Annotated in this window: 12 protein-coding genes; 2 read left to right on the top strand and 10 right to left on the bottom strand. The window is 54.0% G+C overall.

Annotated features, from left to right (window positions below; genetic code table 11):
- Positions 1–12 precede the first annotated feature (12 nt).
- From DWY84_RS05125 to DWY84_RS05150, 6 genes are all read right to left on the bottom strand, one after another.
- Complete coding sequence (locus tag DWY84_RS05125; RefSeq protein WP_118531428.1) at positions 13–2217, bottom strand: glycosyltransferase family 2 protein; 2205 nt, start codon at positions 2215–2217, stop codon at positions 13–15.
- A gap of 4 nt (positions 2218–2221) precedes the next feature.
- Positions 2222–3163: a glycosyltransferase family 2 protein gene (locus tag DWY84_RS05130; protein ID WP_118531430.1), complete on the bottom strand. Its 942-nt coding sequence runs from the start codon at positions 3161–3163 to the stop codon at positions 2222–2224.
- Between the two features lie 80 nt (positions 3164–3243).
- Complete coding sequence (locus DWY84_RS05135; RefSeq protein ID WP_118531432.1) at positions 3244–4173, bottom strand: NAD(P)-dependent oxidoreductase; 930 nt, start codon at positions 4171–4173, stop codon at positions 3244–3246.
- A gap of 63 nt (positions 4174–4236) precedes the next feature.
- Complete coding sequence (locus DWY84_RS05140; RefSeq protein WP_118531434.1) at positions 4237–5460, bottom strand: class I SAM-dependent methyltransferase; 1224 nt, start codon at positions 5458–5460, stop codon at positions 4237–4239.
- The gene (locus DWY84_RS05145; RefSeq protein ID WP_118531436.1) at positions 5408–6346 is read right to left on the bottom strand and encodes an NAD(P)-dependent oxidoreductase; all 939 of its coding nucleotides are present in this window, start codon (positions 6344–6346) and stop codon (positions 5408–5410) included. Before DWY84_RS05145 ends, DWY84_RS05140 begins: the two co-directional genes overlap by 53 nt.
- Positions 6346–8415 carry a thiamine pyrophosphate-binding protein gene (locus DWY84_RS05150; RefSeq protein ID WP_118531438.1) on the bottom strand — a complete coding sequence of 690 codons (2070 nt, stop codon included), beginning with the start codon at positions 8413–8415 and terminating at the stop codon, positions 6346–6348. The genes DWY84_RS05145 and DWY84_RS05150 overlap by 1 nt, the downstream gene beginning before the upstream one ends.
- A gap of 250 nt (positions 8416–8665) precedes the next feature.
- On the opposite strand from DWY84_RS05150, the gene DWY84_RS05155 reads away from it, so the two are divergent.
- Positions 8666–10090 carry a cell wall-binding protein gene (locus tag DWY84_RS05155; RefSeq protein ID WP_118531440.1) on the top strand — a complete coding sequence of 475 codons (1425 nt, stop codon included), beginning with the start codon at positions 8666–8668 and terminating at the stop codon, positions 10088–10090.
- A 196-nt stretch (positions 10091–10286) separates the two neighbouring features.
- Positions 10287–10619 carry a hypothetical protein gene (locus tag DWY84_RS05160; protein WP_147354279.1) on the top strand — a complete coding sequence of 111 codons (333 nt, stop codon included), beginning with the start codon at positions 10287–10289 and terminating at the stop codon, positions 10617–10619.
- A 55-nt stretch (positions 10620–10674) separates the two neighbouring features.
- On the opposite strand, the gene DWY84_RS05165 is transcribed toward DWY84_RS05160, so the two are convergent.
- The 4 genes from DWY84_RS05165 to mfd form a co-directional block, all read right to left on the bottom strand.
- A complete protein-coding gene (locus DWY84_RS05165) occupies positions 10675–11193 on the bottom strand; it encodes a hypothetical protein (RefSeq protein ID WP_118531444.1) in 519 nt (172 codons plus the stop codon).
- A gap of 138 nt (positions 11194–11331) precedes the next feature.
- Positions 11332–11772, bottom strand: a complete 441-nt coding sequence (locus DWY84_RS05170; protein WP_243024766.1) for a hypothetical protein — start codon at positions 11770–11772, stop codon at positions 11332–11334.
- A gap of 21 nt (positions 11773–11793) precedes the next feature.
- The gene (spoVT, locus tag DWY84_RS05175; protein WP_118531445.1) at positions 11794–12342 is read right to left on the bottom strand and encodes a stage V sporulation protein T; all 549 of its coding nucleotides are present in this window, start codon (positions 12340–12342) and stop codon (positions 11794–11796) included.
- Positions 12343–12430: 88 nt separating this feature from the next.
- Positions 12431–15961, bottom strand: a complete 3531-nt coding sequence (gene mfd / locus DWY84_RS05180; RefSeq protein WP_118531446.1) for a transcription-repair coupling factor — start codon at positions 15959–15961, stop codon at positions 12431–12433.
- Positions 15962–15967: the final 6 nt, after the last annotated feature.

Here is a 15967-nt window from a genome sequence, read left to right on the forward strand (position 1 = left end):
TCTTCCTCCCGCCTACTGCTCTTTGATCTCAGGCAGCTTGTACGGCTCACCAATCTTCTCTTTTAAGAGATCTCTCAGGGAGAAATCGGACTTGCGCAGTGTCAGGTTCGGGTTGTAGTACGGATCACCATTCTGCAGAATGTCCGGCCAGCGTTTTGCTACCAGCGCCCACTCACGGTTGAAGCGAGCCACCTTCTCCGGTGTATCCTCAAGGCCGCGGGACTTGGACTCATAATGATGCATCACCGCGTACGGCGCGTAAACCACCAGATAACCGGCTGCCCGCACCTTTAAGCAGAAGTCTACATCGTTGAAGGCCACCGCCAGCTCTTCCGTCAGGCCGCCCACCTCCTCAAACACAGATTTCTTCACCATCAGGCAGGCCGCGGTCACAGCGCTGTAGTCCTGGGCACACATAGCCCGGTGGAAGTAACTGTTCTCCGCCTCATGAAGGCCGATAAAGGTGTGGCCCGCCACGCCGCCAAAGCCGATCACCACACCTGCATGCTGAATGGTATCATCCTCATAAAGCAGGCGCGCTCCCACAATGCCGACCTCTTTTCTCTGGCAGAAGCCCAGCATCTCCTCAAACAGGCGCGGGGCAATGATCTCGGTGTCGTTGTTTAACAGCATCAGGTACTCGCCCTTCGCGAAGGCTGCGCCAAAGTTATTGATGGCGGAATAGTTAAACTCCCTCTCCCAGCGCACCACCTTCACCTGCGGGAATTCCTTCTGGATCTTCTCGTAGTAGGCAAAGGTTTCCTGCTCGGTACTGTTGTTCTCCACCACAATAAACTCCAGGTTCTTATAGGTGGCCCGCTCGATGATAGAGCGGATGCAAAGATCCAGATCCACGCTGTGATCCTTGTTCGGAATGATCACGGACACCAGCGGGTCTCCCTGGATGTGAAAGGTGGTATGGTAAATGCCGTAATCCACACCCTTCTCCACCTTCTCTGCCGGAATACCGCAGCGCTCATAATGAGCCATGATGGCTCTTGCGCCCGCCTCAAAGGCGTACAGCTTGCTCTCCGGGTTGCTGGCGGTGGATTCCTGATGACAGCGCCAGTGATACAGCACCTTCGGAATATGACAGATTTCCTTTGCGTTCTCGGTGCAGCGGAAGATAAAATCATAGTCCTGGGCACCGTCAAACTCGTGCCGGAAGCCGCCCACCTGATCTAACAGAGTCCGTTTTACCACAAATAAATGACAGATATAGTTGACGCTGGTTAAGAGATCCGGGTTGAAATCCGGCTTGAAATGCGGATCGAACAGCGCGCCGCCGTCCATATCCAGCTTATCCTCATCGGAATAGATCACGTCGCAGTCCGGGTGCCCGTTGATGGTCTTTGCCACCTCATAGAGCGCATGCTCCGGGATGGTGTCGTCATGGTCAGCCAGAATGATGAAATCTCCCTTCGCCATCCCGAGGGCCGCGTTGGTGTTGCCGGAAATACCAAAGTTATCTCCCAGCTCCGACACATGGAAGCGGCTGTCCTTCTTGGTGTACTCTGCCATGACGCGGCTCACAATCGCGCCCTCACCCTTCGGGCTTCCGTTGGCCACGCATACCTCCCAGTTTCTGTAGGTCTGGGCCAGAATGGAGTCTAGCATCTCCCGCAGATACTTCTCCGGAGTCTTGTAGGCCGGAATGACGATGGACAACAGCGGCTCATACGCGAACCTTGTCTCCCGCTGGGCAGCCAGCTCCTCCTCCTTCGGACGGGTCAGCTCATACCACTCGCCATAGTCGTAGTCGTTATCGAGTCCCTGCAGCTTGTGGCGGGATTTTAAGAGCAGGGCCTTTAAGCCGTGCTTCTTTCCAAACTCCAGTGCCACATGCACCGTCTCCATATTCATGAGGTCTTTGATCTTTTCCATGCGCTTGTGCGCCACGCTGGCGCGCTTTGCGATCAGCTCCTCATTGTATTTCACCCGGGCGGTCCTGCCGTCGCAGCGGATGACCAGCCAGTAATCTGCGCCGCGCTCGTATGGGAACTGAATGTCAAAACCATAATCCCGGTCATAGACCTGTTTGTAATAGATCTGGCTCACATCATCCCGGCGGGTTGCCACGCATTTGATCTCCAGCGGCTTTTTATTCTGGTCCAGGACCTCAAATTCCGCTTTGGACTCCGGTGTTTTTCCGATGACCCATCCGTTTAGCTGGATGGAATTTTCCCGGATCCTTACCACATCAATCTTGTATTTCATGAAATTATTTCTCCTCGAAGTTCAGACGTTCTTCTTCCACAACAAGCGGACGGTGCATCACGCGCTGGTTAATGGAGAGTACATATTCGCCCACCATACCAATGAAAAAGATCTGCACTGATCCCAGAAACAGCATACCGATGAGCATCGGTGCCATGCCTGCCGGAAAACGGTCCCACCAGATCAGCTTCATCACCAGATAAGCTACAGCCACCACCATACTTAAGAAAGCGCTGATGGCACCCACAAAGGTTGCCAGGCGCAGGCCTGCCTTCGTATAAGAGGTTACGCTGAGCATAGCCGCGTCGTACAGGCGGTAGAAATTGTTGTGGGTCTTTCCGGCCCGGCGCTTCGGCTGCTCATAAGGAATCTCCTTACGCTTATAGCCAAGCTCCGCCACAATGCCCCGCAGGAATGGGGTCGGATCATCCAGCTTCCGCAGCACCTCGATAAAATCCCGGTCATAAAGCCCGGAGCCGGTAAAATGCTCGATCTGCTCCACGTCAGAAAGCTTCTTGATGGTCTTATAGTAGAAGCTTCTAAGGGCATACATGATCTTGTTTTCCTTGCTGCTGGTCTTAATGCCGATGACGATCTTGTAGCCCTCTTCCCAGGCCTTCACGTATTTCGGAATCATGTCCACCGGATCCTGGAAATCTGCCACCATCTCAATGACACAGTCTCCGGTCACCTGCAGCATGCCGTAATACGGAGAGTTGAACTGTCCGAAATTGCGGGCATTGAAGATGGCCTTGATCTTCGGGTTCTCCGCGCAGAGTCTGCGCAGGATCGGGCGGGTGTCATCGGTTGAATCGTTGTCAATGAACACCAGCTCGTAGTCGTACTGGGGCAGATCCCGGGTCAGGGTCTCCAGCACCGCTTTGCTGATGGCCTCTACATTTTCCTGTTCGTTGTAGCAGGGGATCAGCACACTGATCTTTTTCATAATTGTATCCTTCCAAAGTTGTATATTTCATGCAGACATGCGCGGCCCCGTCCGGGACCGGTAACGCCTGTTGTTCCTTATCAAAGCATCCTCCGGATTCCCTCCGCAAAGGAGACCTGCTCCTTCCAGGTACCGCCGGTCAGCTTCTTCATATTTTCATTGACCGGGCAGATGGAGAGCGCGCCCTCCTTCGCCTGGACAAAGCTTCCGTATTCCAGATTTCCGCTTCCGCCGCAGAGACTGTGGATCTCCTCCACAAAATCCCGCAGCACCCGGGTGTCCTCCGAAGCCACGTTCACCGCATGGCACTCGCCCCGGTGGCTGTCACTGTAGCGATACAGTTCCACTACGGCGCGGGAGGCATCCTCAATGTCCATAAAATTCCAGCGGTGGCGGCAGGCGCTTAAGGAGACGGTTTTCCCCTCCGGCAGTTCCCGGGTCAGCGTGGAAATGATGGACCACGGATGGTCCCCCTTGCCGTAAACACTAAAAAACCGCAGATGGTAATACGTCATCTGCATCTCCTGGCACTTACTTTTAGCCTGCTCGTAAAACGCGAGCTTTGCTTTTCCGTATTCGTTGACCGGATGGCATTCCATAGACTCCTCCATGATGCCATCTGAAGTGATACCATACTCCACGCGGGAACCGGCATCCATAAATATCCTGCATCCCAGAAGCTTTGCCGCCTCAATGCAGCGCAGGGAACCATCGATATTGGTTTTCTGCACCTCGAAAGAATCGATTTCCTGACGGTTCACACCGCGCCACGCAAAATGTAAAAACGCGTCGGCATGCCCGATCTGCGGCACACATTCCACTGCCTCATCCATCTGCGCCGGAATCCGGTGCAGATGCTCATGAACCGGAAGACACTCCGTTTTCTGAGACTCGGGACGCACCAGGCAGTACACCTCGGCCCCCTCATCCAGAAAACGCTTTGCCACATGGCTTCCAATAAAGCCGGTGGCTCCGGTCATTACGATCCGTTTTCCTGAAAGCTCTGTCATATCTCCTCCATCATTGCGTCTTCTCCGCGAATTTAGATCTGCCGCGAATTTCCGCCCGTGTTTCTATAAGTGTTCAATCCGGTTGGTGCGAAGCGTCATGGTCTCCACCTTTCCGCCGAACCTTGTCTTTATGATTCCCGCAATCTCATCGGTATAACCCGGTGCCACAATCAGAATCGCGTCTACCGGTTCTTCAAAATAATGATCCGGGGCCATGATCGGCACATGAGAAGCCGGGGCAAAGCGTCCCTGCTTGAATGGAGCGGAATCAATGATGTAAGCCAGGTGTTTCCCCAGTTCAGACGTTGACGCCAGAGTAAAGCCCTGATGACTGGCACCCCACATGGCAAGACGTTTGCCTTCCCGGGCCAGACGCTCTGTCAGAGCGCGCACCTCGGCAGTTACAATCTCATAGCCTTCCGTCAGAGGGGCGATGATGCTGACACCCGCACCTTTCGCGCCGGCATCTGCATCCGTCTCCGGCATTGCCATCTTTCTCACAACCATGGACAGCGTATCCCGGTTGATCATCTCCTCCTCCAGCACCTCAAAGCCGCAATGGTTTAGCAGTGCCCTCAGCGTATCAAAGGTGTAATAAGCAATGTGGTCGCGGATCAGCTCGTAGTAGCTGCCCTTTTCCAGAATGTATTCCAGACTCGGCACGGTCACAAGTCCCATGCCGTCCTCCGCCAGATTGTTCCAGATGGCCTTTAACATGATATCCGGTCTTGGCTGATGCTCTAAAAAGTTAAAGGATAAGAATACATCAAAGGGCTTTTCCGGCACACTCCAGCCGCTTTCCGGGAGCATAGATGCCTCCGGTGAATGCCCGAAGCGCTGGTCTTCCCGCTCCGGAAACTCTCTCCAGACGCGAAGTCCTTCCTTCCGGGCCATCTCCACCAGGTCCGCCTTGTGCTCCATACCGTAGATTTCCACCGGAAACTCCTGTAAGAATTTCAGGAATTCGCCCCGTCCGCAGCCCGCCTCAAAGAAGGTCTTTCCTTCCAGATGATAAGTCTCGATCAGATGGCGGTACTGACTGGCGCGCAGCTCCCGCATGGTGGAAGAGCCGCCACCAGCCCGGATCACGTCGCGGTAATAGGCCACCGGCTCGCAGTCAAACTGAACCAGACCACATCCGCTGCACTGGCGCAGATGAAGGGTCACGCCCTCATCATTCTGTACTTCCTTCGCATCCGGGATGTCCTGGGCCGAAGCCGGAGCAGATGTTAACTCAAAGAGGCTTGTTTCCGGCAGGATCCCCCCGCAGGCTATGCAATGTTTCATAAATTCCCTCCGCAAATGTTCTGGCAGGCCGCCAGGATGTCTCCCGCAGGATCCGGCTGATATCCGGCATCAGATCTGCCGGCCCCTCCGCATTCTGCGGCCGTTCTCCATAGCTGTAGCTTCCCTGGCTTCCGCACAGGGCATACATTTCCTCAATGTAGCTTCGAAGCGGCCTGGTATCGCTGCTGCCAATATTGTAGACACCGGCCGGAGCTTCCGTAAGCAGGGAGACAAGGGCCGCTGCCGCGTCATCAATATAAAGAAAATTCCAGTTCTGCGTACACTCCCCAAGCTTCATGCTGCCACCCTCGCAAAAGGCGCGCAGGCAGGACTGAACCAGGGACCACGGGTGATCCCCCGGACCGTACACGCTGTATATCCTCGTATGAATATACTCCATATTCTTCTGTTTGCAAAGTATTTTCGCTTTTTCGCAAAAATCTACCTTTGCCTTGCCATATTCAGACACCGGATGGCAGGGCGTGTCCTCTGCTACAGTCTGGTGCCAGACTCCGTACTCCGCCTGGGATCCGGTAAATAAAAAGCGGCGGCAGCCAAGGGCTGCTGCTGCCTCCACCGCATCCAGGGCGTAGGTGACATTGCGCTGCTGCACATCCCGCTTTGTGCGGTTGTCACTGCCCGCGCCGTCCCAGCCGATGTGAATCCAGGCATCTGCCAAAAAGCCGTGAAGCGTCCGGATATCTGCCAGATCCAGCGGACAGATCGTCAGAAGACCGTCTGCTTCCCCGCCTGCCAGCTTCTCCAGATGCTTCATATTAGACGAAGCGGGGCGGACCACCGCAAAAACCTGGTGCCCCGCCTCCATTAATTTTTTCACTGTTGCCGCGCCGATAAAGCTTGTGGCGCCTGTTACTACAACCTGCATTATTTTATCCTCGGAATGATCATCAGTTTGTCCATCTCCTCATCCGGAAGGAATGGGGAAAGATCCTCAAGCGGCGGAGATACCAGGGTACCGTCCGGCAGACGCTTTGCGGAGGACTTTGGCTCAAAGTTCTGGTCTGTGGTTACATAGAATTCGCAGATCACCGGTCCGTCCATAGCCAGGGTCTTCTCAACCGCCCCAGCCACTTCTTCATTGTGATGTGCCACCACATAAGGATAACCGTAAGCTGCTGCCAGCTTCTCCATATCCGGGAAGCTTAAATCATGGCTGTCCACGCCGATTCCCACAAGCGGCTCACCAAAGAAGTTTTTCTGGGTCTGGCGGATGGAATGGTAACCACCGTTATTGATCAGGAAAATCTTGATCGGCATCTTGTGGTGGATGATGGTCTGCAGCTCCTGAATGTTCATCTGAATGCTGCCCTCACCGGTCAGCAGGATAATATCATGTTTACTGTAGCCGTCCCCCTCAAACTCCGGATCATGGGCCGCCATACACGCGCCGATGGCTGCCGGAAGGTCATAACCCATGGAAGCAATGGCAGAGTTGGATAAGAACCGCTGCCCCTTCTTCATGATGTAAGCGTGTCCGCCTACCACGCAGGCAGAACCGTTGCCGACTACCGTGATCTGGTCCTCGCCCAGGCGGCTGCTGAGTGCCTCCACCACTGCGTAAACATTGGCCTCCCGGGTCGGATCCGGTTTTAACTGTTCCTTGCGGATGGTCGGATATTTCTCCCGGTACATGCGGCAGGTCTCGCTCCAGGTCATGCCCGGCAGGCCCTCGCCGCCGTCAAATACCGGCTTTTTGTCATATTCTTCCCGGAGCACTGCTGCCATGGTTTCCATGAGATCCTTTGCGTCTGCGTGAACCGGCATATCCACATGAACGCTCGGCTTCTTTAACTCCTCCGGGTCTACATCATTCACGATCACATAGGCCTCTCTGGCCCAGGTCTTGTAATTATAGCCAACCTGGCGGATGCTTAAGCGGCTTCCCACGGAGAATACCAGGTCGCTGTTCTGTACAGCCAGGTTGCCTGGGCGGTCGCCCATGTTGCCTGGTCTGCCCACATACCACGGACAGTCATCGTACATGCAGTCATTGGCGTTCCAGCCAACCACCGCCGGAATGCCCAGTCCGTCTGCCACTTCCATGAAAGCGTCAAAGGCTCCGGCAATGCGGATTCCGTTTCCGGCATACAGAACCGGACGCTTTGCCTTCCGGATCTTCTCGATGATCGCTCTTGCTGTTTCTCTGGAAACTGGAGCCGGAAGTACCTGACGGTGCTCGCCCTTTCCGGCATAATCCTCCGAAATCGCGTGCGGCGGCTCTACCTCACTGGTTCCTTCGGTACCATGTACACCGGCCAGAACTGCTTTCTTTTCTTTTTCCTCCGTAGCTCCGGCAAATACTGCCGCGCCGGAGGTATGATCCATGCCCACGGTATGCAATGCCCAGCCGGTACCGCCTGCCTCATAATCCGCGGCGTCAAAGCCAGCCAGCTGCTCCGTGTCTACATACGCGCCCTGTACATCCAGCGGGATGTCCAGCCAGGTAGGGCCCGGACGTCCGGAGGTTGCCAGGTAAAGCGCCTTTTCCAGACAATAGCGGATACGAAGCGGGTCAATGACCATCTCACTGTACTTGGTCATGCAGTCAATCGATTTGACAATATCGAATTCCTGGTCTCCCATCGCGCGGATGCCCACGCCGGACCAGCGGGCGGTCGTGTCATAACGAACCTGACCGGATAAGATGAGCATCGGGATGGAATCCAGCCAGCCGCCTACCACGCCGGTGATGGCATTGGTGCCGCCAGGGCCTGTCGTCACGCACAGTGCTCCGATCTTGTTGTGGATTCTCGCATATGCCTCTGCCGCAATGGCGCAGGCCTGCTCATGGTGCTGATACAGGCAGCGCAGTCCTTCCTGATGGCCCAGCGCGTCATTCAAATGCATGGCGCCTCCCCCTGTAACCGTAAAGACCTGATTGATGCCTGCCTCCACCAGTTTCCCGGCAATGTAGTTGGATACTTTGATCTTCATTGGGAATCTCCTCCTGTTATGTTTTGTATAGTCCTGTGCGGTGCTTTTGCCGCTTTGTTTTCTATTCAATGTTATTAGTATACCATACATTCCCTTATCCTGCATCCAGAAATCTTGACTGGCAGCGCATGCCTCCATTTCCAGTAACCTTCACTTTTCAAGACGCATGGAATCCGCTATAATCTGCACCGTAATGCAACTGCGGATTCTCGGCCAACTTTCCACAAGCAAAAAGGAGAAATAAAAAGTTATGAACAAACATTACAAATTACTGGCTGTATTATCCACCGCGGCAGCAATGTCAGCGGCAACCCCTGCACTTGCCCTTTCCATCCCGGGAAGCGTTTCCACCGTACTGGCGGCAACCGCCGGCTGGCTGAATGAGGACGGCGAGCTCCGCTACAAAGACAGCGAGGGCTACTACCTGACCGACTCCTGGAAAAAGAAAGACGGCGAGTGGTATTACTTAAACGAAGACGGCTTTATTTCCCGTTCCAGCAAGATTGATGAATATTATGTAAACGAGGAAGGACGCCGTGTCATGAATCAGTGGGTCAGCGAAGCCAATGAGGACGAATGGGATTCCGAGGCTCCGGATACTTACTGGTACTACTACGGAAAAGACGGAAGAAGCGTTATCTCCAAATGGCAGGAGATTGACGGAAAGAACTACTATTTTAATGATGAAGGCCACATGCAGACCGGCATGCTGGAGTTAGACGGTGCCACCTACTATCTGGGCGAGGAAGGCGACGGTGTTAGGAAGACCGGCTGGATTGAGCTTGAAAATGAGGATGAGGATCTGGACCAGGACAGCGTATGGCATTTCTTTGACAACAACGGACGCATGGTCGTGAACCAGATTGACCGCAAGATTAACGGTTCCTACTACACCTTCCAGAACGGAATCCTGCAGACCGGATGGTTCCGCCTGCCGGAGACTGCACAGACCCAGGACACTGCAGCAGACGCTGATGCCGGGAACGCAACCGCGTCCAACGCAGACACTGCTTCCAACGAAAACAATTCCGGTTCCGCGGCCACCCAGGCTGCCCCGGCCATCGCCTCCTACCAGTTCTATGAGGAGAACGGAAAACGCGGAAACGGCTGGTACCAGATGGAAGGCGCGCCGGAGATCAGCGAAGACGGCGAAACCTTTATCTTCTATATTAAAAATGGCCGTCCATACTACGCGGAAAACGGCGTACAGGTCTTTACCGTAGACGGAAAACGCTTTGGCTTCAATGAGCGGGGCGAACTGCAGACCGGCCTCCAGAGCGTAATTACCGAGGACGGGCAGACCGCAAACTACTACTTTGGCGATGACGGCGTAATGAAAACCGGCAAGCAGACCATCTACGATGAGGATCTCGGTGAAAACCAGACCTGGTTCTTCTACACCGACGGCGGAAACAAGGGCCGCGGCTTCCACGGCGTGCGCGACAACAATGTCTATGTACAGGGACTGCGTCTGGACGCGGACCGTGACCTGCGCTACGCGCCGGCACAGTTAGACGGCGTATCCTATCTGGTAGGAACAAACGGCTCCATTCAGAAAGCATCCTCCTCTTCCAAATCCGTGACAAAACCGGAGCTTGGAAATGGCTTCAAGGATGTAAAAGATTCCAACGAGAAAACCTGGACCGTTGATGTAAACGGAATCATTCAGGAATAACACTTTACACAAACGAAACCTAAGTTTTCATCCGTTCAAAATGATATCAGGGCCGTACCCATTTTCTCGGGATACGGCCCTGCTTTTTTCTTTCATAACATTTTTCTTACGATTCCACCGATTTCCTTACAATACCGCCGTGCCCCTTGTCAGTGCAGACAGCGGCTGTTATAATAAATTTGCAGAGAGAGAAAGGATGATCACTATGAAGAAAAAAGCAGGACTCACCCTCATCTTAACCATCCTGTGTTTTCTGATGAGCGCATTCCCTGCCATGGCAGGTGAGTGGCACAAAACCGCAGAAGATCAATATCAATATATTAAAGACGACGGCACCAAGGCCACCGGACTCCTGGAACTGAAGGACGGCACCTACTATCTTGACGATAAGGGCAACCGTAAAACCTCCTACTGGCTGCGCTACAAAGGCGACTGGTATTTCTTCGGAGAGGATGGTCAGATGGCCACCGACACCTGGGTCGATAACTATCATGTTGGTGAAGACGGACAGATGGATAAGATGCGATAAGAGAAAATAAAAATCAGCGGAAGCGCCTCACATGGCACATCCGCTGATTTTTATTTTAGTCCTGAATATCAAAAGTCATATAGGTATCAGCCGGGATATCGGTCTCGTACATTGGCTCACCATCAGACTCATAGGCGCTCTTCTCGTAAATCTTTAAGTGCGTCTCGCGGTCCTGGAAGAAGCCGCCGAAGGTGTCCGCACCGGACTCTCCGTAGTTGTAGTCCTGAACAGCGGCCTCATCGTTGATGCTCTTAAGAACAGCATCCGCATACTCTGCGGCATCTTTTCCACTGGTACCGTCCTTTACCACAACGGTAACATCGATCAGGGCTTTGTCCTCATCAATGGTAAAGTCAATGGAATCCGCCATCGGGTAATCATCCTCATCCAGACAGATCTCATTCACCTCTTCATGGAACTGGTCCATATCCAGCTCAATGTTGTTATAGACGTTGAAATCCGGTTCTTCTGCCTCACTGGCATCCGGCTGAACGATGTTGCTCTTGGTACATCCACTTAAAAGCAGCATGCAGCCGCAAGCCACAAGCAATGCTCTTTTTCCCATTTTCATCATGATTTATTCCTCCTGTAAAACGTAAAGCAGATAACATTATATACGAAAGCCACTGGTTTGAACAGCAACTTTCGAAAAATGTAAAGATTTTTCACAGATTCATCACGGCAGCCTGCCTTATCTTCCGCTCAGAGGCTCCTATCCCAGTACGATCAGTCGGGCTACGGCCAGCGGGTCATCCTCCGGGAAGGACTGCATACACACCAGAATGTCACGCACCTGCTGCCCGTCCATCCCCAGCATGGAGGCAATCTGATCTGCCGGATGCCCGGTTCCGGAAAGCTCCCGGATCTCTTTTACCTGCGCAGCCATTGCTTCCAGCTGCTCCGTGAGGCTGCTTCCATCCGCCAGACCACTCTGGCCTTCTGCCGTCTCCTCCTCCAGAAAATCCTCCAGACGCAGTTCTTTCTTCCCTGTATCTTCTTTATAATATGCTTCGGACAGTTCCCAGTCCTCTGCCTGTCCTGCTGTTTTCTGATCCTGCATCATTTCTCCTCCGTTTCTTGACTTATGCAGTCCAGTATAGCATATGTTTTCGCAGAATACAAACGGAGCGCCGCCAAATGAATTTCGTTTCATCTGATGACACTCCGTATTCCTTTATCCTTCCATCTGCCGTCCTAAAAATCCGGCCGCGGTGGAAACCAGCTTCAGCTCTGCCTCTCCCGGCTTTGCCTTTGGATCACGACTTAAAAGAGCCACAGCCCCGATGGGATCTCCCTCGCAGATGATCGGCACAATGACCTCTGCCGTCACACCGTCCATCTCTTCCCCGGCCACCGTGATAAACTCCCTGGCATCTTTTTCCGCCACAACGGTTTCCCGCTCATGAATAACCTGCTCTAACTGCTTGCTGATCATCTTCTGCAGCATATCGCGCTTCGGCCCGCCGGAAACGGCAATCACCTGATCCCGGTCTGTAATGCAGACCAGCATTCCGGTGGACTGCGCCATGGCCTCCGCATACTGCGTGGCAAACGCGGTCAGCTCCACCATAGGAGAATACTTTTTTAAAATAATTTCCCCCTCACGGTCCGTAAAAATCTCCAGTGGAGTTCCCTCACGCACCCTCAGTGTTCTTCGTATCTCCTTCGGAATCACGACACGCCCCAGATCATCGATCCTTCTCACAATTCCTGTAGCTTTCATAGTGCTCCTCCTGCATAATTTCCATATCGTGTGTCTTATGGATAGTATGCGGAAGACTTCAAAATTTATACACCATCACAATCCAAAACTAATAGCTGAGCTGAATGATCTGCCCCAGGAGCGTCCGGGCAAGCTCCATCATGGCAGCGCAGTCCTTCTGCTTATTTCTGCGGTCCACATATAAGAAATACGGCTGCTCCGCCATCACAAAGCGGAGTTCATCCCCATAGGAAGCCACCAGCTCCGGAATCCCGGCTGTATCCAGCTTCGCGTTCTGGTACATGGTCAGGCGGATTTCCTGGCGGTTAATGCGCACCTCGGTCACATAGGCCTTGTGTCCCATGGCCTTTAACAATGCCACCTGCAAAAGATTGGCAACCGCCTTCGGGATATCACCAAAGCGGTCCATCAGCTCATCCTGCATATCCAGATATTCTTCTTCATTCTCAATGCCGGAAATGCGCTTATATACATCCAGCTTCTGATATTCATTCTTAATATAGGAAACCGGAATGTAAGCATCCACATCGCACTCCACCGTGGTCGCGAAATCCTCCGTCTCATCCCGGCGGCCCTGAATGGCCTGCACAGCCTGATTTAACAGCTTGCAGTACAAATCGTAACCGACCGCCTCCATGTGCCCGTGCTGCTCCGCGCCCAGAACATTGCCCGCGCCGCGGATCTCCAGATCCCGCATGGCAATCTTCACGCCGGAGCCCAGCTCCGTAAACTCGCGGATGGCCTGCAGGCGCTTTTCTGCCTCTTCCTTTAACAGCTTGTCGCGCCTATACATCAGGAACGCATAAGAGGTACGGCTGGACCGGCCCACACGGCCCCGCAGCTGATACAGCTGGGAAAGTCCCATGCGGTCCGCGTCCTGAATGATCATGGTGTTGGCATTGGGGATATCCAGTCCTGTCTCAATGATGGTGGTGGATACCAGCACGTCAATGTCACCATTCACAAAATCCAGCAAAATCTGCTCCAGCTTATGCTCCGGCATCTGCCCGTGGGCATAAACTACCGTGGCATCCGGCACCAGCTCCTGCACATGATGGGCCACCTCCTCAATGTCCTTCACGCGATTGTATACATAGTAAACCTGACCGCCCCGGGCCAGTTCCCGGTTCACGGCCTCCCGGACCATCTCATCGTTGTGCTCCATAACATAGGTCTGGATCGGCACACGGTCCACCGGCGGCTCCTCCAGCACGCTCATGTCGCGGATACCAACCAGACTCATGTGAAGGGTTCGTGGGATCGGCGTCGCCGTTAAGGTCAGCACATCCACATTTTCCTTCATCTGCTTGATCTTCTCCTTGTGAGCCACACCAAAACGCTGCTCCTCGTCAATGATCAGAAGCCCAAGATCCTTAAACTTCACATCCTTGGAAAGAACACGGTGGGTGCCAATCACAATGTCCACCTGCCCTTTCTTTAGGTCCTCGATGGTCTTTTTGATCTGCCCCGGCGTGCGGAACCGTGACATGAGCTCCACACGCACCGGAAAGTCCTTCATACGCTGCACAAAGGTATTGTAATGCTGCTGCGCCAGAATGGTGGTCGGCACCAGGTACACCACCTGCTTGCTCTCCTGCACCGCCTTAAAGGCCGCCCGCAGCGCAATCTCCGTCTTGCCGTAGCCCACGTCACCGCAGATCAGGCGGTCCATGATTCGGCGGCTCTCCATGTCGCGCTTGGTATCTTCAATGGCAGTCAGCTGGTCCTCCGTCTCATCGTAGGGGAACAGCTCCTCAAACTCCTGCTGCCACACCGTATCCTCGCCGTACTGGTAGCCGCCAAGCTCCCGCCGCGCCGCGTAAAGCTGCACCAGATCCTTCGCAATCTCCTTAACCGCCGTCTTGACCTTCGCCTTCGTGCGGTTCCACTGCTCACCGCCCAGCTTATTTAGCTTCGGTGCCTTCGCGTCAGAGCCTGCATACTTCTGAATGCCATCCAGGCGGGTAGCCGGAAGATACAGGCTTCCGTTGTCCGCATATTCCACCTTCAGGTAATCCTTGATGACACCGTCCCGCTCAATCTTCTCAATGCCGCGGTAAATACCAAGGCCGTGGTCCTCATGCACCACATAGTCGCCCACCGACAGCTCGGTAAAGCTCTGGATCTTCTTGCCCTCGTAGGAGGTCTTCTTGCGTTTGCGCTTTTTCTTCTCCTTGCCGAACATATCCCCTTCGGTGATGACCGCAAACTTGATCTGCGGATAGGCAAAGCCCCGGTGCAGATTGCCAAAGGTAACCAGGATCTCCCCCGGCTGCACCTCCCGGCTCTCATCGTCCGTGCAGAAGGCGCTCAGATCGTACTCCCGCAGATCCTCCGCCAGACGGCTGGCACGGGTACGGGAACCGGATAAGAGAATCACCCGGTAACGCTCCTTCTTCCAGCCTGTCAGGTCTTTAATCAGCATCTCAAAGCTGTTCTGGTAGGAGTTCATATTCCGGACATCAAAAGAAAACCGCGCTTCCGTGGTCATGCCCGGAAGCTTCTGCTCCAGGCCGGTCAGATAGACGGTATCTTTCCGCTGGGCCTTGGCCAGGATCTCCCGCACCGGATACAAAAGTCCGGTCTGCCCCGGAAGCAGATAGCCCTTCTCCAGACGGTGCTCCATACTCTCCCGGAATTCCAGCTCCACCGCCTCCCCCTGCTCCTTTAAGCGCAGCGGCTCATCCAGAAAGATCATGCTCTGTTCCGGGTCAAAATAATCCAGAAACGAAACTGTTTCCTTATTAAAATACGAAATCCAGGCATCCAGTCCGGTCTGTTTCCAGCCTTCCTCGATGCCCTCCGTCAGTTCCTTTACAATTCCGGTGATGCGGTATGCTTCCTCGGTGTTCTGCTGTGATCTCAGCTTCTCCGCAAAGCTCTTCGCCTCGCTGCGGATCCGCTCCACGCCCTCCTTTGCCTGCTTCTTTGTCAGCACGATCTCCGTAGCCGGATAAATGTCAATCTCATTCAGCTGCTCAATAGAACGCTGGCTCTCCAGGTCAAAGGTGCGGATGGAATCCACCTCGGTATCCCACAGCTCGATACGCACCGGAAGCTCCTCCGTCAGCGGGTAAATGTCCAGAATACCGCCCCGCACGGAAAACTGGCCCATGCCGTCCACCTGAGGCATACGCTCATAGCCAAGCTCCGCCAGGCGGATCTTCCATGCTTCCAGATCCAGCTCCTGACCAGTCTCCAGGTGAAGCACCTGCTCCCGCATGCAGCTTAAAGGAAGCAGATGATCCATCAGGCCGTCCATGGTGGTTACCACCACGCCGCTCTCATCCTCCATGAGATGGCGCAGCACCTGCAGCCGCTCTCTCGTGATCAGGTTGCCGTGGATATCCGCGCTGTAAAACAGCAGATCCTTCGCCGGATACAGCCAGACATTGTCCCGGAAACAGCCAAAATCATCGTAAATTTCTTTGGCCCTTGCATCATCATAGGTTACCACCAGCTTCCATGGCCGGTCCGCCATGGTCTCCTGCATCAGGTGCACCTTCTGGGAGTCCAGACAGCCGCTGACCTGTACCGGCCCCTGCTTCTTCTTCAGGCTCTGCTGCAGCTCCTCAAACTCCGCAAGCTCTGTAAGTGGATTTGCAAATCCCCTGCTCATAATACC

It is taken from the genome of Clostridium sp. AF27-2AA, from assembly GCF_003478505.1.
Lineage (GTDB): Bacteria > Bacillota > Clostridia > Lachnospirales > Lachnospiraceae > Brotaphodocola.

Coding starts and splice junctions, on each gene's coding strand:
- DWY84_RS05155 (WP_118531440.1), top strand. CDS start 8,666: ATGAACAAACATTACAAATTACTGGCTGTATTATCCACCGCGGCAGCA.
- DWY84_RS05130 (WP_118531430.1), bottom strand. CDS start 3,163: ATGAAAAAGATCAGTGTGCTGATCCCCTGCTACAACGAACAGGAAAAT.
- DWY84_RS05150 (WP_118531438.1), bottom strand. CDS start 8,415: ATGAAGATCAAAGTATCCAACTACATTGCCGGGAAACTGGTGGAGGCA.
- DWY84_RS05145 (WP_118531436.1), bottom strand. CDS start 6,346: ATGCAGGTTGTAGTAACAGGCGCCACAAGCTTTATCGGCGCGGCAACA.
- DWY84_RS05170 (WP_243024766.1), bottom strand. CDS start 11,772: ATGAAACGAAATTCATTTGGCGGCGCTCCGTTTGTATTCTGCGAAAAC.
- DWY84_RS05135 (WP_118531432.1), bottom strand. CDS start 4,173: ATGACAGAGCTTTCAGGAAAACGGATCGTAATGACCGGAGCCACCGGC.
- mfd (WP_118531446.1), bottom strand. CDS start 15,961: ATGAGCAGGGGATTTGCAAATCCACTTACAGAGCTTGCGGAGTTTGAG.
- DWY84_RS05160 (WP_147354279.1), top strand. CDS start 10,287: ATGATCACTATGAAGAAAAAAGCAGGACTCACCCTCATCTTAACCATC.
- DWY84_RS05140 (WP_118531434.1), bottom strand. CDS start 5,460: ATGAAACATTGCATAGCCTGCGGGGGGATCCTGCCGGAAACAAGCCTC.
- DWY84_RS05125 (WP_118531428.1), bottom strand. CDS start 2,217: ATGAAATACAAGATTGATGTGGTAAGGATCCGGGAAAATTCCATCCAG.
- spoVT (WP_118531445.1), bottom strand. CDS start 12,342: ATGAAAGCTACAGGAATTGTGAGAAGGATCGATGATCTGGGGCGTGTC.
- DWY84_RS05165 (WP_118531444.1), bottom strand. CDS start 11,193: ATGATGAAAATGGGAAAAAGAGCATTGCTTGTGGCTTGCGGCTGCATG.